Source organism: Streptomyces sp. NPDC023723, from assembly GCF_040639815.1.
Taxonomy (GTDB): Bacteria; Actinomycetota; Actinomycetes; order Streptomycetales; family Streptomycetaceae; genus Streptomyces.
In genome coordinates, this window is sequence record NZ_JBFAAP010000054.1 from 1 (window position 1) to 20,782 (window position 20,782).

The 20,782-nt window shown below is 72.6% G+C and carries 20 protein-coding genes; 7 read left to right on the plus strand and 13 right to left on the minus strand.

Annotated features, from left to right (window positions below):
- Nucleotides 1–14: 14 nt before the first annotated feature.
- Nucleotides 15–617: a SigE family RNA polymerase sigma factor gene (locus AB0G32_RS33570; RefSeq protein ID WP_361172173.1), complete on the minus strand. Its 603-nt coding sequence runs from the start codon at nucleotides 615–617 to the stop codon at nucleotides 15–17.
- 268 nt (nucleotides 618–885) lie between these two features.
- Between AB0G32_RS33570 and AB0G32_RS33575 the strand changes: the two genes are divergently transcribed.
- The 3 genes from AB0G32_RS33575 to AB0G32_RS33585 all read left to right on the plus strand — a co-directional run bounded on the left by AB0G32_RS33575 (nucleotide 886) and on the right by AB0G32_RS33585 (nucleotide 4,038).
- Nucleotides 886–2,295 carry an NCS2 family permease gene (locus tag AB0G32_RS33575; protein WP_361172176.1) on the plus strand — a complete coding sequence of 470 codons (1,410 nt, stop codon included), beginning with the start codon at nucleotides 886–888 and terminating at the stop codon, nucleotides 2,293–2,295.
- An 88-nt stretch (nucleotides 2,296–2,383) separates the two neighbouring features.
- Nucleotides 2,384–3,772, plus strand: coding sequence for a ricin-type beta-trefoil lectin domain protein (locus AB0G32_RS33580; RefSeq protein WP_361172179.1), 1,389 nt, complete (start codon nucleotides 2,384–2,386; stop codon nucleotides 3,770–3,772).
- A 68-nt stretch (nucleotides 3,773–3,840) separates the two neighbouring features.
- Nucleotides 3,841–4,038: a hypothetical protein gene (locus tag AB0G32_RS33585; protein WP_361172182.1), complete on the plus strand. Its 198-nt coding sequence runs from the start codon at nucleotides 3,841–3,843 to the stop codon at nucleotides 4,036–4,038.
- Here the strand turns inward: AB0G32_RS33585 and AB0G32_RS33590 are convergent.
- The 3 genes from AB0G32_RS33590 to AB0G32_RS33600 all read right to left on the minus strand — a co-directional run bounded on the left by AB0G32_RS33590 (nucleotide 4,035) and on the right by AB0G32_RS33600 (nucleotide 6,457).
- The gene (locus AB0G32_RS33590; protein ID WP_361172185.1) at nucleotides 4,035–5,492 is read right to left on the minus strand and encodes a penicillin-binding transpeptidase domain-containing protein; all 1,458 of its coding nucleotides are present in this window, start codon (nucleotides 5,490–5,492) and stop codon (nucleotides 4,035–4,037) included. The two genes, AB0G32_RS33585 and AB0G32_RS33590, sit on opposite strands and share 4 nt — an antisense overlap.
- A 65-nt stretch (nucleotides 5,493–5,557) precedes the next feature.
- Entirely contained in the window at nucleotides 5,558–5,680 is a 123-nt protein-coding gene (locus tag AB0G32_RS33595; protein WP_361172188.1) for a hypothetical protein, read from the minus strand.
- Between the two features lie 3 nt (nucleotides 5,681–5,683).
- On the minus strand, nucleotides 5,684–6,457 hold the full coding sequence (locus tag AB0G32_RS33600) for an IclR family transcriptional regulator (RefSeq protein WP_361172191.1): 774 nt from the start codon (nucleotides 6,455–6,457) through the stop codon (nucleotides 5,684–5,686).
- A 103-nt stretch (nucleotides 6,458–6,560) separates the two neighbouring features.
- Between AB0G32_RS33600 and AB0G32_RS33605 the strand changes: the two genes are divergently transcribed.
- Nucleotides 6,561–8,090, plus strand: a complete 1,530-nt coding sequence (locus AB0G32_RS33605) for an aldehyde dehydrogenase (NADP(+)) (protein ID WP_361172194.1) — start codon at nucleotides 6,561–6,563, stop codon at nucleotides 8,088–8,090.
- Between the two features lie 174 nt (nucleotides 8,091–8,264).
- Nucleotides 8,265–9,308, plus strand: a complete 1,044-nt coding sequence (locus tag AB0G32_RS33610) for an aminotransferase class V-fold PLP-dependent enzyme (RefSeq protein ID WP_361172197.1) — start codon at nucleotides 8,265–8,267, stop codon at nucleotides 9,306–9,308.
- Between the two features lie 69 nt (nucleotides 9,309–9,377).
- On the opposite strand, the gene thpD is transcribed toward AB0G32_RS33610, so the two are convergent.
- The 5 genes from thpD to AB0G32_RS33635 form a co-directional block, all read right to left on the minus strand.
- A complete protein-coding gene (gene thpD / locus AB0G32_RS33615; protein WP_361172200.1) occupies nucleotides 9,378–10,286 on the minus strand; it encodes an ectoine hydroxylase in 909 nt (302 codons plus the stop codon).
- 6 nt (nucleotides 10,287–10,292) lie between these two features.
- Entirely contained in the window at nucleotides 10,293–10,691 is a 399-nt protein-coding gene (locus AB0G32_RS33620) for an ectoine synthase (protein WP_361172203.1), read from the minus strand.
- Between the two features lie 80 nt (nucleotides 10,692–10,771).
- Complete coding sequence (ectB, locus tag AB0G32_RS33625; RefSeq protein ID WP_361172206.1) at nucleotides 10,772–12,043, minus strand: diaminobutyrate--2-oxoglutarate transaminase; 1,272 nt, start codon at nucleotides 12,041–12,043, stop codon at nucleotides 10,772–10,774.
- Between the two features lie 76 nt (nucleotides 12,044–12,119).
- Entirely contained in the window at nucleotides 12,120–12,632 is a 513-nt protein-coding gene (ectA, locus tag AB0G32_RS33630; protein WP_361172209.1) for a diaminobutyrate acetyltransferase, read from the minus strand.
- Nucleotides 12,633–12,948: 316 nt separating this feature from the next.
- Complete coding sequence (locus tag AB0G32_RS33635) at nucleotides 12,949–14,052, minus strand: aminotransferase class V-fold PLP-dependent enzyme (RefSeq protein ID WP_361172212.1); 1,104 nt, start codon at nucleotides 14,050–14,052, stop codon at nucleotides 12,949–12,951.
- Nucleotides 14,053–14,288: 236 nt separating this feature from the next.
- Here AB0G32_RS33635 and AB0G32_RS33640 point away from each other — a divergent pair, with 236 nt between their 5' ends.
- Entirely contained in the window at nucleotides 14,289–15,380 is a 1,092-nt protein-coding gene (locus AB0G32_RS33640; protein WP_361172215.1) for an amidohydrolase family protein, read from the plus strand.
- A 35-nt stretch (nucleotides 15,381–15,415) separates the two neighbouring features.
- Here the strand turns inward: AB0G32_RS33640 and cobC are convergent, their stop codons facing one another.
- From cobC to cobM, 4 genes are read right to left on the minus strand one after another with little or no spacing between them, the layout of a single operon-like run.
- The gene (cobC, locus tag AB0G32_RS33645; RefSeq protein WP_361172218.1) at nucleotides 15,416–16,468 is read right to left on the minus strand and encodes an Rv2231c family pyridoxal phosphate-dependent protein CobC; all 1,053 of its coding nucleotides are present in this window, start codon (nucleotides 16,466–16,468) and stop codon (nucleotides 15,416–15,418) included.
- Nucleotides 16,458–17,363, minus strand: coding sequence for a sirohydrochlorin chelatase (locus AB0G32_RS33650; RefSeq protein ID WP_361172221.1), 906 nt, complete (start codon nucleotides 17,361–17,363; stop codon nucleotides 16,458–16,460). The genes cobC and AB0G32_RS33650 overlap by 11 nt, the downstream gene beginning before the upstream one ends.
- A 35-nt stretch (nucleotides 17,364–17,398) precedes the next feature.
- On the minus strand, nucleotides 17,399–19,099 hold the full coding sequence (gene cobJ / locus AB0G32_RS33655; RefSeq protein WP_361172224.1) for a precorrin-3B C(17)-methyltransferase: 1,701 nt from the start codon (nucleotides 19,097–19,099) through the stop codon (nucleotides 17,399–17,401).
- Nucleotides 19,096–19,965: a precorrin-4 C(11)-methyltransferase gene (cobM, locus tag AB0G32_RS33660; protein WP_361172227.1), complete on the minus strand. Its 870-nt coding sequence runs from the start codon at nucleotides 19,963–19,965 to the stop codon at nucleotides 19,096–19,098. Before cobM ends, cobJ begins: the two co-directional genes overlap by 4 nt.
- An 86-nt stretch (nucleotides 19,966–20,051) precedes the next feature.
- Here cobM and AB0G32_RS33665 point away from each other — a divergent pair, with 86 nt between their 5' ends.
- The gene (locus AB0G32_RS33665; protein WP_361172230.1) at nucleotides 20,052–20,777 is read left to right on the plus strand and encodes a ZIP family metal transporter; all 726 of its coding nucleotides are present in this window, start codon (nucleotides 20,052–20,054) and stop codon (nucleotides 20,775–20,777) included.
- The last annotated feature ends 5 nt before the right edge of the window (nucleotides 20,778–20,782 follow it).

Genomic DNA, 20,782 nt, shown 5'->3' on the forward strand with positions numbered 1-20,782 from the left:
GTCGTGCCGCACGGTCACCGGTTCCCTTCCGCGGCCGTGCCGGTGCCGCGCGCCACGTTCGCCACCTGGGTCACCCGCGCCGCGCGGGCCGCCGCGCGGACCCGCGGCGCGGCGCGCTCCGTGCCCAGGCACCGCTGGAGTTCGGCCATCGCCTTGGCGGTCTGGCTCTTCACCGTACCCACCGAGACGCCCAGCGCGAGCGCGGTGTCCTTCTCCGAGAGGTCGAAGGCGTGCCGCAGCACCACACAGGCCCGTTTGCGGAACGGCAGCCTCCGCAGCGCCTCCTGGACGTCCACCACGTCGGCCACGTCCGGGTCCTCGGTCCGTTCCTCGCGCTGCGACCAGAACAGGGCGACCCGGCGCCGCTCCCGGACCGCGCTGCGCGCCCGGGTCCGGGCCAGGTTGGCGACGACGCCACGGGCGTAGGCCACCGGATGGTCGGCCGCGCGCACCCGGTCCCAGCGGTGCCACAGCGCCAGCAGCGCGTCCGCCGCCAGGTCGTCGGCGAGGTCCGGTTCGCCCGTCAACAGCCGGGCCAGCCGGGACAGTTCGGCGTAGTGAAGCTCGAAGAAGTCATGGAACTCCACGGAGGCGGCGTCGTCGACGACTGTGCCCACGGGCGGTCTCTCCTCGCAGCGGCTTCCCCGGCGTCGAACAGCCGTACGCCGGGACGGGGTGCGGCACTGTACCAGCGTCCGCCGGGTGTCTGTGCGGTTCGTCGAACGGCGTATGGCGGGCCGAACCGCGATTCGGTAATTCCGTAACACGGCGAAAACCCGAACCAGGTTCACCACGGCAACAATCCAGTCGATCAGCGCACTTGACGATCCGACCGCCCAACCGCCCGCCCGCCCGACCGACCAACCGCGACCGGGAGCACCCGCGATGCCACTACTCCAGACCCTCGACCGGTTCTTCCGGATCTCCGAACGGGGATCCACCTTCGCCCGGGAGACCCGCGGCGGTCTCGCCACGTTCTTCACGATGGCCTACATCCTCGTCCTGAACCCGCTCGTCCTCGGCGGCGCCCAGGACATCCACGGCGACCGGCTGGACGCCGTCCAGCTCACCACCGTCACCGCGCTGGTGGCCGCCGTGATGACGATCGTCATGGGCGTCGTCGGCAACCTGCCGCTCGCCCTCGCCGCCGGACTCGGCCTCAACGCGGTCGTCGCCTTCCAGATCGCCCCGCTGATGAGCTGGGACGACGCGATGGGGCTGATCGTGCTGGAGGGCCTGCTGATCTGCGCCTTGGTGGTGACCGGTCTGCGCGAGGCCGTCATGCGGGCCATACCGCAGCCGCTCAAGCAGGCCATCGGCGTCGGCATCGGCCTGTTCGTCGCCCTGATCGGCTTCGTGGACGCCGGGTTCGTCAGCCGCGTCCCGGATGCCGCGAACACCACCGTCCCGGTCCAGCTCGGCGGCTCCGGCGCACTGACCGGCTGGCCGGTGCTGGTCTTCTGCCTCGGCGTGCTGCTCACGCTCGCCCTGCTGGCCCGCAAGGTCAAGGGCGCCCTGCTGATCAGCATCGTGTCGATGACCCTGCTGGCGATCGTCATCGACTCGGTGGCCGACGTGCCCTCCTGGGGCCTGACCACCCCCGCCTGGCCGGACCGGCTGGTGGCCGCCCCCGACTTCGCCCTGGTCGGCGACTTCAGCCTGTTCGGCGCGTTCGGCGAGACCGGCGCCATCACCGTCGTCCTGCTGGTGTTCACGCTGATCCTGTCCGACTTCTTCGACACCATGGGCACGGTGGTCGGCGTCAGCGCCGAGGCCGGGCTGCTGGACGCGCAGGGCAAGGTGCCGGGCCTGGGCCGGGTACTGCTGGTGGACGGCGCGGCGGCGGTGGCCGGCGGCGCCGCCTCGGCCTCCTCCGCGACCTCCTACGTGGAGTCGGCGGCCGGCGTCGGCGAGGGCGCCCGCACCGGCTTCGCCAACCTGGTCACCGGCGCCCTGTTCGCCCTCGCGCTCTTCCTCACCCCGCTGCTCACCATCGTCCCCATGCAGGCCGCCGCCCCCGCCCTGGTGGCCGTCGGCTTCCTGATGATGACCCAGGTCAAGCACATCGACTGGGAGCGCTACGAGATCGCCGTACCGGCGTTCCTGGTCATCGCCGTGATGCCGTTCACGTACTCGATCACCAACGGCATCGGCGCCGGCTTCCTCGCCTACGTCATGATCATGGCGGTGCTGGGCCGGGCCCGGCAGGTGCACTGGCTGCTGTGGGTCACCTCGGCACTGTTCCTGGTGTACTTCGCGATCGATCCGGTGGAGCAGGTGCTGGGCGTGAAGTGAGCGGCGGGGCGGGGCGGTGTCCGAACGGGCAACAGCACTGCCCCGCCGTCTCCTGACGGAGGACTTTTCAGCTGCTTGGGTTCGTGTTATGAGCATGTGGACCTCACTGGAGCCGGCTTCCGCGACCGTGGATCCCGGCGGCACCGCACGGGTGCGGCTGAGATTGCGGAACACCGGCGACGTGGTCGACGAATACCGCCTCGAACCGGTGGGCCCGCTGTCCCCCTGGATGACGGTGGAGCCGCAGACGCTGCGGCTCTACCCGGGGACGACCGGCACCGCGGAACTGGCCTTCGCGCCGCCGCGGACCCCCGACGCGCAGGCCGGGCCGAACCCGTACGCCGTGCGGGTCGTGCCGACCGAGCACCCCGAGGCCGTGACGGTCACGGAAGGCAACCTCACCGTCACCCCGTTCACCGAACTCCGCGCCGAACTGGTGCCGCACACCGTCAAGGGTGTCTTCCGGGGCAAGCCCCGGCTCGCCGTCGACAACCTCGGCAACACCAAGGTGACGGCCTCGCTGTCCGCGAGTGACAACGGTGACGAGCTCTCCTACGAACTGCGCCCGCAGAACGTCCAGATCGAGCCCGGCCGGGCGGCGTTCGTGGACGCCCGGCTCAAGCCCCGGCAGATCATCTGGTTCGGCTCCAAGCAGCAGCGGCCGTACGCGCTGCACGTGCTGCGCTCCGGCGCCGAAGCCCTGCCCGTGGACGGCATGTACGTGCAGCGCGGCTTCCTGCCCCGCTGGCTCGCCGCCACCCTGGGCATCGCCCTCTCGCTGGCGATCGCCTTCGTCATGATCTGGTTCGCCTACCAGCCCAGGGTCGCCACGCTCGCGACGGAGCAACTGGACGAGGTGGGCGTCGGCACCCTGCCCAGCCCGTCCATTTCGGAGCAGACCGTGCCGGACGGCGTCTCGTCCTCGGTGCCGGCCGCTCCCGACGTCGCCGCTCCCCAGACCTCGCAGGAGGAGCAGGACAGCGGCGACTCGGACGGCTCGGACTCCGGGTCCGGCTCCGGTACCGGCGGCGGCGGACAGAAGGCCGAACCCACTCCGTCCGAGACACAGACCGTGGCCGCCGGCTCCCAGATCATCGGCGAGGGCTCCGACCGCTGTATCGAGGTCACCGGCGCCAAGAAACTCACCGAGGGCAAGGACGGCACCCCCCTCCAGCTCTGGGACTGCGGCGGCACCGGCAACCAGAAGTGGGACTTCCGGGGCGACGGCACCGTACGCTCCCTCGGCCTGTGCATGGATGTCGCCTGGGGCTCGAAGGAGGACGGCGCCGTCATCCAGCTCGCCCGGTGCAGCGGCAACCCGGCCCAGCAGTTCGTGCTGTCGACCGCGGGCGACCTCGTCAACCCGCAGGCCGACAAGTGCGTCGACGCCAAGGACAACGGCACCGGCAACGGCACGGACCTGCTGCTGTGGACCTGCAACGGCCAGCCCAACCAGAAGTGGCGGGTGGAGGACTAGGACGGGCCTCCGTTCGTCAGCCGAAGGTCAGCTTCGTTGTCGCCCACTCGCTGGTGCGGGTGATCACCGTGGTGAAGGCAGCCCACATCATCCACGGCGCCTGGGGCGTGGAGGCACCCGCCGGGGTCGACCAGGCGGTCGGGCTGAGCGCCGGTGGGACGCGGGCCTTCGTGCTGCGCGCCGGGGACACCGTTGCCTACCTCAGTGGTACGCCCGATGTCCCCGACGCCTTCCTCGACGCCCAGCTTCTCAAGCTGCGCGGCTAGTCCGTCAGCGCCGCCTCCATCATCGCCTTCGCCACCGGGGCCGCCAGCCCGTTGCCGCTGACCTCCGAGCGGGCCGCGTCCGACTGTTCGACCATCACCGCGACGGCGACCTCATCGCCCGTCGAGTCGGACTTGGCGTACGAGGTGAACCAGGCGTACGGCGTCTTGCTGTTGTTCTCGCCGTGCTGCGCGGTGCCGGTCTTGCCGCCCACCGTCGCGCCGTCGATCTGCGCGTTGGAGCCGGTGCCGTCCTCGACCACCGTCTGCATCGCCGACTGGAGCTGCTCGGCGGTGGAGGAGCTGACGATCCGCTTGGTCGAGGCGTCCTCGTCGTAGTCCTCCAGGACGTCGCCGCCGCTGTCGGTGGTCTGCGCCACCATGTGCGGGGAGACCAGCTCACCGCCGTTGGCGATGGCGGCGGAGACCATCGCCATCTGCAGCGGCGTCGCGGTCACGTCGAACTGGCCGATGCCGGACAGGCCCGTCTGCGCCTTGTCCATGTCGGACGGGTAGACGCTGGTGTACGCCCGTACCGGGACGTCCTGCTCGTCGTCGTTGAAGCCGTACTTCTCCGCCATCGCCCGCACCTTGTCCTGGCCCAGGTCGACGGCCATCTTGCCGAAGACGTTGTTGCAGGAGTACTGGAGCGCGACGCGGATGGTCGCGTTCTCGCAGGGGGCGGAGGGGTTCTCGTTGGAGAGGGGGGTGACGGTGCCGGGCAGGGTGTAGGGGTCGGGGCTGTCGGTCTTCTCGTCCACCGACGAGTACAGGCCGTCCTCCAGCGCCGCCGACGCCACCACCAGCTTGAACGTCGAACCCGGCGGCAGCGGCTGGCGCAGCGCGCGGTTGGTCAGCGGCTTGTCGTCGTCCGCGTTCAATTTCTTCCAGGCGGAACCGGCCGTGTTGGCGTCGGTGAGCGAGGTGGGGTCGTACGACGGGGTGGACACCACCCCGAGGATCTTGCCGGTCTTCGGGTCCATCGCCACCGCGGCGCCCTTGGTGTCGCCCAGCGCCTCGTACCCGGCCTTCTGCACGTCCGGGTCGATCGTCGTGATCACGTTGCCCGGATCGGCCCGCTGGTCGGTGACGGTGTCCATGACCGTCTTCAGCTGCGGGTCGGTGCCGTTGAGCAGATCCTCGTAGATGCCCTCCAGCTGTGTCGGCGCGTACGCCTGTGAGGCGTAGCCCGTCACCGCCGCGTACAACTCGCCGTCCGTGTACGTGCGTTTGTACGCGAGGTCGCTGCCCTCCGTCCGCGCCGATCCGGTGACCGCCTCGCCGGCCACGATGATGTTCCCGAGCGGCCCCGCGTACGTCTGGATCGCGTTGCGCCGGTTGTCCTTGTCGTCCGCGAGCGCCTGGCCGTCGTAGAACTGCACCCAGGTGGCCCGCACCAGCAGTGCGAGTACCAGGAGCAGGGTGAAGACCGAGGCGCGCCTGATCGTCTTGTTCATCCCGCTCAGGACGACGACCGACCGGGCGGAATCGTTCCCACTCGTCCCGTTTTCTCATCGGGCTTTCATGCGGGGCCGTCCAGCCGCAGGACGATCTCCGCCACCTCGGCCAGCGCCTCGGGGTCCTGGAACCGGCGGCAGAACACCGGCAGGCCGCTGTCGTGCACCTCGCGCGGTTCCACCCGCATCGCTCAGAGCCTCCGGGTGGCCAGGGTCAGCCGGTCACGGGCGTCGAACAGCGCGTCCTTGACCAGCTGCTCGTGCGCCGGGGTGAGCCGCGCCACCGGTACCGAGCAGCTGATCGCGTCCCGCGCGGGGGTGCGGTACGGGATCGCCACGCCGAAGCAGCGCAGCCCCAGCGTGTTCTCCTCGCGGTCCACTGCGAAGCCCTGCTCCCGGATCTGCCGCAGCTCCTCGATCAGCCGCTCCCGGTCGGTGATCGTGTGCTCGGTCAGCGCCGGCAGTGTCTGCGGCAGCAGCCCCCGGACCTGCTCGTCGGTGTACGTGCTCAGCAGCGCCTTGCCGAGCGAGGTGGAGTGCGCCGGGAGCCGGCGGCCGACCCGGGTGAAGGGGCGCAGGTAGTGCTGGGACTGGCGGGTGGCCAGGTAGACCACGTTGGTGCCGTCCAGCCGGGCCAGGTGGATGGTCTCGGTGGTGTCGTCGGAGAGGCGGTCCAGGGTCGGGCGGGCCGCCGCGACCACCTCGTCGCCGTCGATGTACGAGGTGCCGACCAGGAGTGCCCGCACGCCGATGCCGTACCGGGTGCCGGTCGCGTCCGTCTCCACCCAGCCGAGGTCGACCAGGGTGCGCAGCAGCATGTAGAGGCTGGACTTCGGATAGCCGACGGCCTCCTGGACCGAGGCGAGCGAGTGCATGCCGGGGCGTCCGGCGAAGTACTCCAGCAGCTCGACGGTCCGCACCGCGGACTTGACCTGCGCTCCGCCGCCTGTCTCGGCTGTCGGCATCGGCCTTGACCCCTTCGTCGGACGGGAAATAGTCTCCCGACGTATTCATCCATGGAGACAGCGTTCAGTATATCGAACGTCCCTAGATCTGGAGGGACCCGCGGTGGCAGCAGCACCAGTCTGGAGCGTCGACCCCCGTACCGGGAAGCAGCGCGAACAGGTCGCGGTGGAGGCGACGGCCCAGGAGGTGGACGCCGCGGTGCGCGCCGCGCACGCCGCGCGCGAGTCGCTCGCCGACCGCGCCGTGCGCGCCGCCTTCCTGCGCACGGCCGCCGACGAGCTTCAGGCCGCCAAGGACAGCCTCGTCGAGGTCGCCGACGCCGAGACGGCGCTCGGCCCGGTCCGGCTGACCGGAGAACTCGCCCGCACCTGCTACCAGCTGCGGGCCTTCGCGAAGATCGTCGACGAGGGCGAGTTCCTGGGTGTCGTCATCGACCACCCGGACGACACCGCGACCCCGCCCATCCCGGACCTGCGCCGCTACAAGGTGCCGCTCGGCGTGGTCGCCGTCTACTCGGCCTCCAACTTCCCCTTCGCCTTCTCCGTGGCCGGCGGCGACACCGCCAGCGCCCTGGCGGCCGGCTGCCCGGTGGTGGTCAAGGCCCACCCCGACCACCCGGCGCTGTCCGAACTGGTCGCCTCGGTACTGCGCCGGGCCGCCGCCCGGCACGACATCCCGGCGGGCGTGCTCGGTCTCGTGCACGGGTTCGAGGCCGGCCTCGAACTGATCAGGCACCCGCTGATCACGGCGGCCGGCTTCACCGGCTCGGTGCGCGGCGGCCGGGCCCTGTTCGACGCGGCGGCGGCCCGCCCGGTGCCGATCCCCTTCCACGGCGAGCTGGGCTCCCTCAACCCGGTCGTGATCACCGAGGCCGCGGCGGCCGAGCGCCCCGAGGCGATCGGCACCGGGCTCGCCGGGTCGATGACGATGGGCGTCGGTCAGTTCTGCGTCAAGCCCGGCCTGGTCCTCGCCCCCAGCGGCGCGGCCGGCGACCAGCTCGTCAAGTCGCTCACCGAGGCGGTCAGCGACACCGACGCCGGTGTGCTGCTCGACCACCGGATGCGGGACAACTTCCTCGCCGGTGTCGCCGAGCGCGCCGAACTGCCGGACGTCGAGTCCCCGGTGACGCCGGGCGCGGGCGGCGAGCACACCGTCAGCCCCGGGTTCCTCACGGTGCCGGCCGGCCGGCTGGCCCAGGAGGGCGCGTACGACCTGCTCCTGGAGGAGTGCTTCGGGCCGGTCACCGTCGTGGTGCGCTACGCGGACCAGGCCGAGGCCGAGGCCGTGCTGTCCCGGCTGCCGGGCAACCTGACCGCGACGGTGCACCTGTCCGCCGCGGAGGCGGCCGGTGAGGGACGGGGCGCGGAGATCCTGGCGGAGCTGACGCCGCTGGCCGGACGGGTGCTGGTCAATGCCTGGCCGACGGGGGTCGCCGTGGCGCCGGCGCAGCATCACGGGGGGCCGTACCCCGCCACGACGTCGACGTCCACGTCGGTGGGCGGGACGGCGATCGAGCGGTGGCTGCGGCCGGTGGTGTACCAGAACACGCCGGAGGCGTTGCTGCCGGTGGAGTTGCGGGACGCGAACGAGCTGGGGCTGCCGCGGCGGTTCAACGGGCGGCTGGAGAGGTAATACGCCCGCGCCGCAGGGGTGCGGTGGCAGTGCGGCTGCCGGTCCGTCGTGGCTTGCCGCGCCCACGCGGCGGAGCGGCATGCCGAACACAGCCCCGCGCCCCCGGCGTCCGACGGCCGCGCGGTGCCGGGGCCCGATGGACGGGGCGCCCCCGGGGGCCGCACAGTAAGGGGCATGGAGACCTTCGAGAGCCTCGTCCGCGCCGAGTTCCGTCCGAAGAGCACCTACCTCAACACCGCCAGTACCGGGCTGCTGCCCGCCCGCAGTGTGGTCGCGATGCGGGACGCGGTGGCGTCCGTGGCGGCCGGGGAGCCGGCCGACATGTTCGCCGACGTGGAGGCGTGCCGGACCGCCTTCGCCCGGCTGGCCGGGGTCGGCGCCGACCGGGTCGCGGCCGGTGCGTCCGTCGCCGTGTACAGCGGGCTGATCGCGGCCGCCCTGCCCGCGGGTGCCGAAGTGGTCACCGCCGAGGGCGACTTCAGCTCCCTGGTCAATCCCTTCCAGGTGCGCGGCGACCTGAAGGTGCGGACCGTTCCGCTGGAGCGGCTCGCCGAGTCGGTGGGGCCGGAGACCGCCCTGGTCGCCGTCAGCGCCGTGCAGTCCGCCGACGGCCGGGTAGCCGACCTGGCCGCGCTGGCCGAGGCCGCCCGGGCGCACGGGTCGCGGACCCTGGTGGACGCCTCCCAGTCCGCGGGCTGGCTGCCGTTGGCCGCGGACGGCCACGACTTCGTGGTCAGCGTCGGCTTCAAGTGGCTGCTCGGCCCGCGCGGCATCGCGTTCCTCGTCGTACCGCGGGACCTCGGCGGTCTCACGCCCCTGTTCGCGGGCTGGGTGGCGGGGGAGCGCCCCTGGGACAGCACGTACGGGCCGGTCGCGGAACTCGCCCGGTCCGCGCGGCGGTTCGACGAGAGCCCGTCGCTGTTCTCCTACGCCGGCGCCCGGCACTCCCTCGCGCTGATCGAGGAACTGGGGGTGGCCGCCGTGCACGCCCATGACCTCGCGCTCGCCGACCGGTTCCGGGCGGGCGTACGGCGGCTGGGCCACGAGCCGGTGGCCGCGCCGGGGTCGGCGATCGTCTCGGTGCCCGGCCTCGGGGGACGGCAGGAGGAGCTGGAACGGGCCGGGATCATGGCCTCCGACCGGGCGGGCCACCTGCGGACCGCTTTCCACCTGTACAACACGGACGCCGACGTCGACCGGCTGCTGAACGCCCTGTAGCCGCACGACCGGGCCGGTGCCCCGTCCCGTACGGAAGGAGGCACCGGCCCGGAAGGCGGGGTCACCCGGTCACTTCACCGGCGTGAAGTCCCGCGCGCCGATGAACTCGGGGCGCCGTACCGGCGCCGCGAACGGATCGACCGCCGCGTTCTCCACGCTGTTGAACACGATGAAGACGTTCGAGCGGGGGAACGGGGTGATGTTGTCCCCGGAACCGTGCATGCAGTTGCAGTCGAACCAGGTCGCCGAGCCGGCCTTGCCGGTGAACAGCTTGATGCCGTACTCCGAGGCCATCTTGGTCAGACCCGCGTCGGAGGGCGTGCCCGCGTCCTGCATCTGGAGCGACTTCTTGTAGTTGTCCTTCGGCGTCTCGCCCGCGCACCCGAGGAACGTCCGGTGCGACCCCGGCATGATCATCAGGCCGCCGTTGGTGTCGTAGTTCTCGGTCAGCGCGATCGAGACCGACACCGTGCGCATGTTGGGCAGACCGTCCTCGGCGTGCCAGGTCTCGAAGTCCGAGTGCCAGTAGAAGCCGCTGGCGCCGAAGCCCGGCTTGACGTTGATCCGCGACTGGTGGACGTAGACGTCCGAGCCGAGGATCTGCCGGGCCCGGCCGACCACCCGCTCGTCGCGCACCAGCTTGGCGAAGACCTCGCTGATCTTGTGCACCTCGAAGACGGACCGGATCTCCTTGGACTGCGGCTCGACGATCGAGCGTTCGTCGGCGCGGATCTCCGGGCTGGTCACCAGGCGGTCCAGCTCGTCCCGGTAGACGGCGACCTCGTCCGTGCCGATGAGCTGGTCGATGGCGAAGAAGCCGTCGCGCTCGAAGGACTGGAGGTCACCCGGCCCGAACGGCCCGGGCGCGTCGGGCGCGCCCCAGACGACCGGGTCCTGCCGGGGAGTGGCCACCTCGGTGGCGCCTCGGGTCGGGTAGAGATCGGTGACAGTGGCGGCGGCGGTGGTGGTCGCGGTCACGGTGCCTCACACCTCCTCGGTGAGCAGCGGGTATACGCCGTTCTCGTCGTGGTCCTCCCGTCCGGTCACGGGCGGGTTGAAGACGCAGATGCAGTGGAAGTCCTCCTTGACCTTGAGCGTGTGCCGCTCATGGCCGTTGAGGAGGTACATGGTGCCGGGCGTGATGTGGTACGTCTTCCCGGTCTCGCGGTCGGTCAGCTCGGCGTCGCCCTTGGTGCAGACGACAGCCTCGATGTGGTTCGCGTACCACATGTCGGTGGACGTACCCGCGTAGAGGATCGTCTCGTGCACGGAGAAGCCGACGCCCTCCTTCGCGAGGACGATGCGGGTGCTCTCCCAGGTGCCGGACGCGGACTTGACGTGCCGGTCGGTGCCCTTGTACTCGTCGAACGAACGGACGATCACGGTGTGGCGATGCCTCCTCGGTGAGTGTGCGTGTCTTGTCTTGCTCTGCCCGGCGGGCGGCGTTCGGTGCCGGTCGCCCGTCAGACGGTCTCGCGGACGGCGCGGGCGAGGATCTTCATGCCCTCGTCCAGCTCGTCGGGGGTGAGGGTGAGCGCGGGGAGCAGCTTGACGACCTCGCTCTCCGGGCCGGACGTCTCGATCAGCAGTCCGTGCTCGAAGGCGCGTTTGGCGACCCGGCCCGCCCGGTCCTTGGCGTGGAACTCCAGGCCCCAGACCAGGCCGCGGCCCCGGTACTCCTTGATGTCGGCGAGGTTCTCCTCGGTGATGGAGATCAGGTGCTGCTCGACCTGCTCGCCGCGGGTGCGGGTCTGCTTCTCCATCGCGGAGCCGTCCGCCCAGTAGGTCTCCAGGGCGGCGGTCGCGGTGACGAAGGCCGGGTTGTTGCCGCGGAAGGTGCCGTTGTGCTCGCCGGGCTCCCAGACGTCCAGTTCCGGCTTGAACAGGCACAGCGACATCGGCAGGCCGTAGCCGCTGATGGACTTGGACACGGTGACGATGTCCGGGGTGATGCCCGCCTCCTCGAAGGAGAAGAACGCGCCGGTACGGCCGCAGCCCATCTGGATGTCGTCGACGATCAGCAGCATGTCCTGCCGCTCGCACAGCTCGGCCAGCGCGCGCAGCCACTCGGGCCGGGCCACGTTGATGCCGCCCTCGCCCTGCACGGTCTCCACGATCACGGCGGCGGGCTTGTTCAGGCCGGAGCCCTGGTCCTCCAGGAGCCGCTCGAACCACAGGAAGTCCTCGACCGCGCCGTCGAAGTAGTTGTCGAACGGCATCGGCGTGCCGTGCACCAGCGGGATGCCGGCGCCGGCCCGCTTGAAGGCGTTGCCGGTCACCGCGAGCGAGCCCAGCGACATGCCGTGGAAGGCGTTGGTGAAGGACACGATGGACTCGCGGCCCTTGACCTTGCGGGCCAGCTTCAGCGCGGACTCCACCGCGTTGGTGCCGGTCGGGCCGGGGAACATGACCTTGTACGGCAGGTCACGGGGGCGCAGCACCAGGTTCTGGAAGGTCTCCAGGAAGCGCCGCTTGGCGGTGGTCGACATGTCGAGACCGTGCGTTACGCCGTCCCGCTCCAGGTAGTCGATCAGCGCCCGTTTCAGCACGGGGTTGTTGTGCCCGTAGTTGAGCGACCCGGCTCCGGCGAAGAAGTCGAGGTACTCGTGGCCGTCCTCGTCGTACATGCGGCTGCCGCGCGCGCGGTCGAAGACGGTGGGCCAGCCGCGGCAGTAGCTGCGTACCTCGGACTCCAGGGTCTCGAAGACACTCAGGTCGGGCTGGGTGATGGTCACGACGAATCGCTCCTCGATGCGGTGAGGGGTGAGGGGTGAGGTGAGGGAAGTCGAAGTCTGTGAGGGGGGTCCGGTGTCAGCGGGGGGCGGACAGGGGGCCGATGCGGTACAGGACCTCGGGCTCGTGCGGTCCGTCGGGGAACAGGCCGGCGTCGAACAGCGTCTCGCGCTCCAGCGCGGCGCCGTGCCGCTCGGCGAACGAGGTGAACAGCCGTTGGGAGGGGAGGTTGTCCGGACTGATGGTCGTCTCCAGCGTGGTCAGCGCCTGCTCCGTCACGGTGCGCGCGACCAGACCGTCGAGCAGCGTCGCGGCCAGTCCGCGGCCGCGGTACGCCTCGTCCACCGCCACCTGCCAGATCAGCAGGGTGCCGGGACGGTCCGGCCGCACATAGCCGGTGACGAATCCGACCGCTTCGCCGCTCGCCGCGCGAGCGACGGCCGAGGTCGCGGCGAAGTCCCGGCACCACAGCAGATAGGCGTAGGAGGAGTTCAGGTCCAGGACCTTCGAATCCTTCGCTATCCGCCACAGCGCGGCTCCGTCGGCCACTCTCGGTCGGTCGATCTCCAGGTCTGCTTGTGCGGCAGTCATGCAAATTGAACTTACCCAGCGAAATTGAAAAATGCATCGCCGGATGGGGTTACGAATGGAGATGTCGTGTGTTATCACGCGGGCGCGAGTGGCCGCGTGAAGGGCCATCGGTTTGGGATGGTTTGCCCGGAATTTATTGCGCAAAACGGACCGCTTGTGCAACGGGTCACAATCGGGTAACCCGTCGGAAGCCTCTGCGAAATCTTAGTGTTTAGCCTTCAGGAAAGCGGGCAGAAGAATATGGGAAGCTGCCCGGAAAAGAATTCCCGAATTGATTCAGTTGATATTCTCGAAGAAACCTGGAATTCAGGTCCCGTTACGCTCGCCAGGCGTCCTCGGCGGCCCGCTGGGCGCCTTCCGGATCGGTCGGCAGACCCTTGTCCGCGAGTACGGCGCCGAGGGCCGCCAGACAGTCGCGCACGGTCCCGGGGGCCGCGTGCGGCCCGTAGTGGTTGACCCGGATCATCTCCTTGGCGAGCGCGCCCCCGCCCGCGGCCAGCGGCAGCGCCGGGTCCCGCTCCAGGGCCCGCGCCACCAGCTCCGAGGCGTCCACCCCGGCCGGCGCCCGCAGCGTCGTCGCGACCGGCGCCGCGTCCCGCGCCTCGCGCACATACGGCGCCGCCCCGCCGCCCAGCGCGAGCACGCCCGCGCGGGTGGCCGCCGCGGCCGCCGCGTGCCGCGCCGTCACCGCGGCCAGGCCGTCCGCCTCGATCCGCTCCAGACACGCCTCCAGGGCGAGCATCTCCAACTGCGCCGGAGCGTGCGGCAGCGCCCGGCGCCCGCCGTCGATCCAGCGCTCCTTCCAGTCCAGCAGGGAGAGGTACGACCGGCGCGGCGCCCCCGGGTTCGCGGCCATCCGCGCCCAGGCCCGCTCGCTCACCGACACCGCCGACACCCCGGCCGGACCGCCCATCGCCTTCTGCGCCCCGATCACGCACAGGTCCACGCCCCAGGTGTCCGGCAGCACCGGCTCGGCGCCCACCGAGGCCACCGCGTCCAGGTAGAACAGCGCGCCGTGCTCCCGCACCACCGCGCCGATCTCCGCCACCGGGTTGGTGTTCCCGGTCGCCGCCTCGGCGTGCACCAGCGACACGAAGCCGATCTCCGGGTGCTCGGCGAACGCCTCCCGCACCTGCTCGGCCGTCACCGCCGCGTGGAACGGCACCGCCAGGTCGTGCACCCTCGCGCCGCAGTCCCGCAGCCAGTCCCCGAAGGTCTGCCCGTACGGCCCGGTGATCACGTTCAGCGCCACGGTGTCCGGCCCGGCCGTCCCCCGGATCGCCCCCTCCAGCGGCAGCAGTGCCTCGCCCTGCGCGATCACCACGTCCCGCCGGGTACCGAGCAGCCGCGCCACCCGGTCCTCGATCGCGGCGAAACGGCCGGCGGTCAGCGGCGGCAGGTCCAGGAAGGGGTGGGTCACGGCGGCGCTCTCTTCACTACACACGGCACTACTCACGGGCGAACTGCTCACGGGCGAACTGCTCACGGACGGACGTACGCGGGCGGAGATACGCGGGCGTACGGGTCGAGAGTAACCGCGGCGCGCCGCCCGACTCGCGCCGGAGTCCCTCCGTTGCGACATGGTCACGCCCGGAATCACAGCTTCCGCCACGGTGGCCGCCCGCGCGGCCGGACGGTCTGATTAGGCTGCCGGACATGAGCGATGGCGAGGTGCTGCACGTGACGGGCCGGGTGCTCGTCGGACCCGAGGAGGTCCGCGACGAGCTCTGGGTGATCGACGGCCGGATCAGCTACGACCGTCCGGCCGCCGCCCGGGACGTCCGGACCGTCACCGGCTGGACGCTGCCCGGCCTGGTCGACGCCCACTGCCACGTGGGCCTGGACCGGCACGGGGCGATCCCGGCGGAAGCCGCCGAGAAGCAGGCGCTGACCGACCGGGACGCGGGCGCGCTGCTGCTGCGCGACGCCGGCTCGCCCTCCGACACCCGCTGGACCGACGACCGCGCCGACCTGCCGAAGATCATCCGGGCCGGCCGGCACATCGCCCGCACCCGCCGCTACATCCGGAACTACGCCTGGGAGGTCGAGCCCGAGGACCTGCCCGCCTACGTCGCCCAGGAGGCCCGGCGCGGCGACGGCTGGGTCAAGCTGGTCGGCGACTGGATCGACCGCGACCTCGGCGACCTGTCCGCCTGCTGGCCGCGCGGCGCGGTCGAGGCGGCCATCGCCGAGGCGCACCGGCTGGGCGCCCGGGTCACCGCGCACTGCTTCGCCGAGGACTCGCTGCGCGACCTGGTGGAGGCGGGCATCGACTGCGTCGAACACGCCACCGGCCTCACGGACGACCTGATCCCGCTGTTCGCCGCCCGGGGCGTCGCGATCGTCCCCACCCTCGTCAACATCGCCACCTTCCCGGACCTGGCGGCCGGCGGCGAGGCCAGGTTCCCCCGCTGGTCCGCCCACATCCGCCGGCTGCACGCCCGCCGCTACGACACCGTCCGGGGCGCCTACGACGCCGGTATCCCGGTCTTCGTCGGCACCGACGCGGGTGGCACGCTGCCGCACGGGCTGGCGGGGGCGGAGGTCGCGGAACTGGTCACGGCCGGCATCCCGCCGCTGTCCGCGCTGTCGGCGGCCACCTGGGCGGCCCGGGACTGGCTCGGCCGCCCCGCCCTCCAGGAGGGCGCCCCGGCCGACCTGGTGGTGTACGAGAGCGACCCGCGGGCGGACGTACGGGTGCTGGGGGCACCGTCGCGGGTGGTGCTGAACGGGCGGGTGGTGGGCTGAAACCCTTCCAGGCTGAAACCCTTCCCGTACGCCCCTCAGCCCCCGATCGCCCGGTCCAGCGCCCCCAGGAACCCGTCCGTCGTCCCCCGGTCCCGCACCGCCAGCCGCAGCCACTGCTCGCCCAGCCCCGGGAAGGTGTCCCCGCGCCGGACCGCGTACCCCAGTTCCCGCAGCCGCCGCCGCACCCCGGCCGCGTCCGGCAGCCGGACCAGGACGAACGGCCCCTCGGCCGGTTCCACCACCCGCAGCCCGCGCCCGGCGAACTCCCGCAACCCGGCGACCAGCCGGTCCCGGTCGGCGGCGACACGGTGCGCGGCGTGCGCGGCCTCCGCCAGCGCCCGCGGCCCCACACACGCCTCGGCCGCCGCCAGCGCGGGCGTGGACACCGGCCACAACGGCTGGGCGCGCTCCAGGTCCGCGACCGTCTCCGGGGCCGCCAGCACGTATCCGATCCGCAGCCCGGCCAGCCCCCAGGTCTTGGTCAGGCTGCGCAGCACCACCAGCCCGGGCACGTCCGTCCGCCCGGCCAGCGCCTCCCGCTCGCCCGGCACCGCGTCCATGAACGCCTCGTCCACCACCAGCGTCCGCCCCGGCCGGGCCAGCCCGGCGAGCCCGGCGGCCGGATGCAGCACCGACGTCGGATTGGTCGGGTTGCCGATCACCACCAGGTCGGCGTCGTCCGGCACCGCCGCCGGGTCGAGCCGAAAGCCGTCCCCGGCGCGCAGCAGCACCCGGTCCACGGTGTGCCCGGCGTCCCGCAGCGCCGCCTCCGGCTCGGTGAACTGCGGATGCACCACCACCGGCCGGCGCACCTTCAGCGCCCGCGCCAGCAGCACGAACGCCTCCGCCGCGCCCGCCGTCAGCAGTACCCGCCGCGCCGGCAGCCCGTGCCGCGCCGCCACCGCCGCCCGCGCCGCCCGCCCGTCCGGATAGGCGGCGAGGGAGCCGAGCGCCTGGGCGAGGTGCTCGCGCAGCCAGGCCGGCGGGGTGCCCGCGCGCACGTTGACCGCGAGATCCACCAGCGCCGAACCGTCGTCGCGGACCTCGGCGTCCCCGTGGTGCCGCAGGTCATGCCCCTCAGTGGGCATGGGAATGCACATGCCCGTGCCCGTGGTGGTGATGGCCGTCGTCGTCGGGGTGGAAGTGCGGCTGCTGCGCCGCCCCCACCTTGTCCTCGAAGCCCGGCAGCGCGATCCGGTACACGCACGAGTCGCAGTTCATCCGCAGATCGCCGCGCACCGCCTCCTCGTACCGCTCCCACACCAGGTCGAGCAGTTCCGGCTCGGGCCCGATGACGTCCGCCGCCCGCACCTCGGTCTCCGGGTGCGCGGCGGCCCACTGTTCGGTCTGCTCCCGCACCCGGTCCGGCAGAATGCCGGTGAACAGGAAGTACGGCAGCACCACGACCCGCCGGGCACCCAGCCGCGCACACCGCTCCAGACCGCCCGGCACGTCCGGTTTCGCCAGCGACACGAACGCCGTCTCCACCCCCGCCCAGCCCCGGCCCTCCCACAGCAGCCGCGCCGCCTTGAACACCTCGGCGTTGGCGTCCGGGTCGGTCGACCCGCGCCCGACCAGCAGCACGGTCACCTCGGCCGGGTCCCACCCCGGGTCCACCGCTTCGGCGAGCCGCCGCTCAAGGACCCGCAGCAGCGCCGGATGCGGCCCCAGCGGACGGCCGTAGCTGTACGTCAGCCCCGGGTGCCGCTCCTTCTCGCGGGCCAGCGCCGCCGGGATGTCGCCCTTGGCGTGCCCGGCGGACACCAGCATCAGCGGCACCGCCGCGAACCGCCGCACCCCCCGCTCCACCAGCTCGGCCACCGCGTCGCCCAGCGGCGGCGGGGACAGCTCGATGAACCCGCCGGCGACCGGCAGTTCCGGATGCCGGCGGCCCAGCTCGCGCACGAAGTCCCGGAACGCCTCGGCCCCGGCGTCGTCCCGGGTGCCGTGTCCGGCGATGAGCAGGGCGGGCGGGGTGGTCAAGGTTTCTCCTAGAGAAGAGGGGTTCGATACGGGGATCATCGGGCGCTCTCCTGCCAGCGGTAGCCGCGCGGCGTCACCATGCGCCCGGCGATCTCGCGGGTGGCGGTGTTGCCCACCGTGACGACCGTCATCATGTCGACGGACGCCGGATCGAGCGCGGCCAGCGTGGTCAGCCGGGCGGACTCGTCGGCCCGGGAGGCGTTGCGCACCACCCCGACCGGCGTGCCCGGCGCCCGGTGCTCGGCGAGGATCGCCAGCGCCTTGGGCAACTGCCAGTGGCGGCCCCGGCTGCGCGGGTTGTAGAACGTCACCACCAGGTCGGCCTCGGCCGCGGCCCGCACCCGGCGCTCGATGACCTCCCACGGCGTGTGCAGGTCGGACAGGCTGATGGAGACGTGGTCGTGGCCGAGCGGCGCGCCCAGCACCGCCCCGGCCGCGAGCGCCGCCGTCACGCCCGGCACCCCGACCACGTCGATGTCGTCGGACGCCTCCGCCAGCGCCGGCGAGGCCATCGCGTACACCCCCGCGTCGCCGCTGCCGATCAGCGCGACGGCGTGTCCGCGCCGCGCCTCCTCGACCGCGGTGCGGGCCCGCTCCTCCTCCGCGCCGAGCCCCGACTCCAGCACCCGGGTGCCGGGCCGCAGCAGGTCGCGGATCTGGTCGACGTACTGGTCCAGGCCGACCAGCACCGACGCCCGGCGCAGCTCGGCCGCCGCGCGCGGGGTGAGCAGGTCCCGGGCGCCGGGTCCGAGCCCGACCACCGCGAGCCGGCCGCGCCCGGGCCGCCGTACGACCGCGCAGGTCGCCATCGCCGGCCGGCCGTCGGCCCGTACCGACTTCCGCTTGGGGACGAGGAGTTCACCGCCCGTCAGCAGCGCGGCGGCCTCCGCGACCGACGGGGTGCCGACGGCGGCCAGCGGCGCGTCGGAGGGATGCGGCACCGCCACCTCGGCCAGTTCCTCGGCGGAGTACGTCACCAGCGGCACCCCGAGCCGCTCGGCGGCGGCCACGATGCCGGGCTCCGCCGCCTTGGCGGCCACGGTGGCGAGCCGGGCCACGGACGCGGGGGACAGCCCGGCCTCCGCCAAGGCCCCCTCGACCAGCCCGACGACCTCCTCGGCGGGCGCGCCCCGGGAGGCCCCGACCCCGACCACCAGCGACGGCGGCCGCAGCACCACCTCCCGCGCGGCCCCCTCGACCAGCCGGTCCGTCACCCGGACCGTGTACGCACCGTCCGCGTCGCCCTCGCCGACCGGCAGCGGCGGCAGCGGCCAGGCCACCTCGGCCCGCAGCGCCACCGGCGCCCCGTCCAGCAACGCCCGGGTCACCCCCGCCACATCGCCCTCGACCGGCAGCCCGAGGGTGTCGAGTCCCGGCACCCCCACCGCGTCCGTCGCCGTGGTCACCACCGGCTCGGCGCCCAGCACCGAGGCCACCGCACGGGCGAGGTCGTTGGCCCCGCCGCCGTGCCCGCCGGCCAGCGACACGGCGAACCGTCCCGCCTCGTCGACGCAGACCACCCCCGGGTCGGTCCGCTTGTCGGCCAGCAGCGGGGCGATCAGCCGCACCACGGCCCCGGTCGCCAGGAAGCACACGACCTGCTCGCACTCGGCGAACGCGGCCCGCACGGCGTCCGCGACCGGACCCCCGTACACCCGCGTGCGCTCCGGCCACGCGGCGGTCAGCCGGGCACCGGCCGCCGCACCCGCCGCCGTGGCGCTGACGATGCCGATCACTGGGTGACTCCTTCACTGCGGTCGCCTTCGGTCCGGTCCGCCCGGCGGGCGGCGCGCAGCGCCCGGCGGGCCTCCGGGTCGGCCTTGCGGAAACCGTGGAAGTGCCCCGGGTGGTACAGGTGCGAGCGGGTGCCGCGCGCGTCGAGCGCCGGGCCGACCAGGAACAGCGTGTGCTTCCACAGCTTGTGCTCCTTGACCGTCTCCTCCAGCGTGCCGACCGTGCACCGCACGACCAGCTCCTCCGGCCACGTCACCTGGTACGCCACCACCACCGGGGTGTCCGTCGGATAGCCGCCCTCCAGCAGCTCCCGCACCAGCTGACCGCTGCGGGCCGCGGACAGGAACACCGCCATCGTCGTGCCGTGCCTGGCGAACTCCCGGACCTCCTCGCCGGGCGGCATCGGCGTCTTGCCGCCGCCCAGCCGGGTCAGGATCACCGACTGCGCGACCTCCGGGACGGTCAGCTCCCGCTGGGCGAGCGCGGCGACCGCCGAGAAGGACGAGACACCCGGCACGATCTCGGTCGCGACCCCCAGCTCCGCGCACCGGTCGAGCTGTTCCTGCGTGCCGCCCCACAGCGCCGGGTCACCGGAGTGCACCCGGGCCACGGCCAGCCCCTCCCGGCGGGCCCGCGCGTAGACGGCGACGACGTCCTCCAGCGACATCGCCGCCGAGTCGAGCACCTCCGCGTCCGCGCGCGCGTGCTCCAGCACCTCCGCCTGCACCAGGCTCGCCGCCCAGATCACGACATCGGCCTCGGCGATGGCCCGCGCGGCCCGGAACGTCAGCAGATCGGCGGCACCGGGACCGGCGCCGACGAAGGTCACCTTGCCGGCGGGCACGTCGCCCTCGGGTTCGGGTGGCATGGGGTGGGGTCCTCTCCTGCTCATACTTACTGCGGTTGCCGCTGTCGGACGCGCGCGCAGGCGCTCCGATCGGATAGCAAGGGCACATGGCGGTTCTCGTCGCGCTCGGCGCGTTCCTGATGACGCTGGCCGGCGGCTGGACGGCACAGCGCGTGACCGACCGCCGCCACCTGGTACTGGGCCTGGCCGGTGGTCTGATGCTCGGCGTGGTCGGCCTCGACCTGCTCCCGGAGGCGCTGGAGGCGGCCGGCACCGAGGTGTTCGGCGTACCGGAAGCCCTGCTGCTGTTCGTCGCCGGCTTCCTCCTCGCCCACCTGGTGGAACGCCTGCTGGCCGCGCGCCGCGCCGCGCACGGCGCCGACGAGCACGCCCGGGCCCCCGAGGTGGGTCTGACCGCGGCCGCCGCGATGGTCGGGCACAGCGCGATGGACGGCGTGGCGATCGGCGCGGCCTTCCAGATCGGCGGCGGCATGGGCGCGGCGGTCGCGATGGCGGTGATCGCCCACGACTTCGCCGACGGCTTCAACACCTACACACTGACCAGCCTGTACGGCAACGCCCGCCGCCGGGCCGTCGCGATGCTGGTCGCCGACGCCTGCGCCCCCGTCCTGGGCGCGGCCTCGACCCTGTTCTTCACCATCCCCGAACAGGCCCTCGGCGCCTATCTCGGCCTCTTCGGCGGTGTCCTGCTCTACCTCGCCGCCGCCGAGATCCTCCCCGAGGCCCACCACGACCACCCGGCCCGCTCCACCCTGCTGTGCACGGTGGCCGGCGCGGGATTCATCTGGCTGGTGGTCGGCATCGCCGAGTAGCGGCC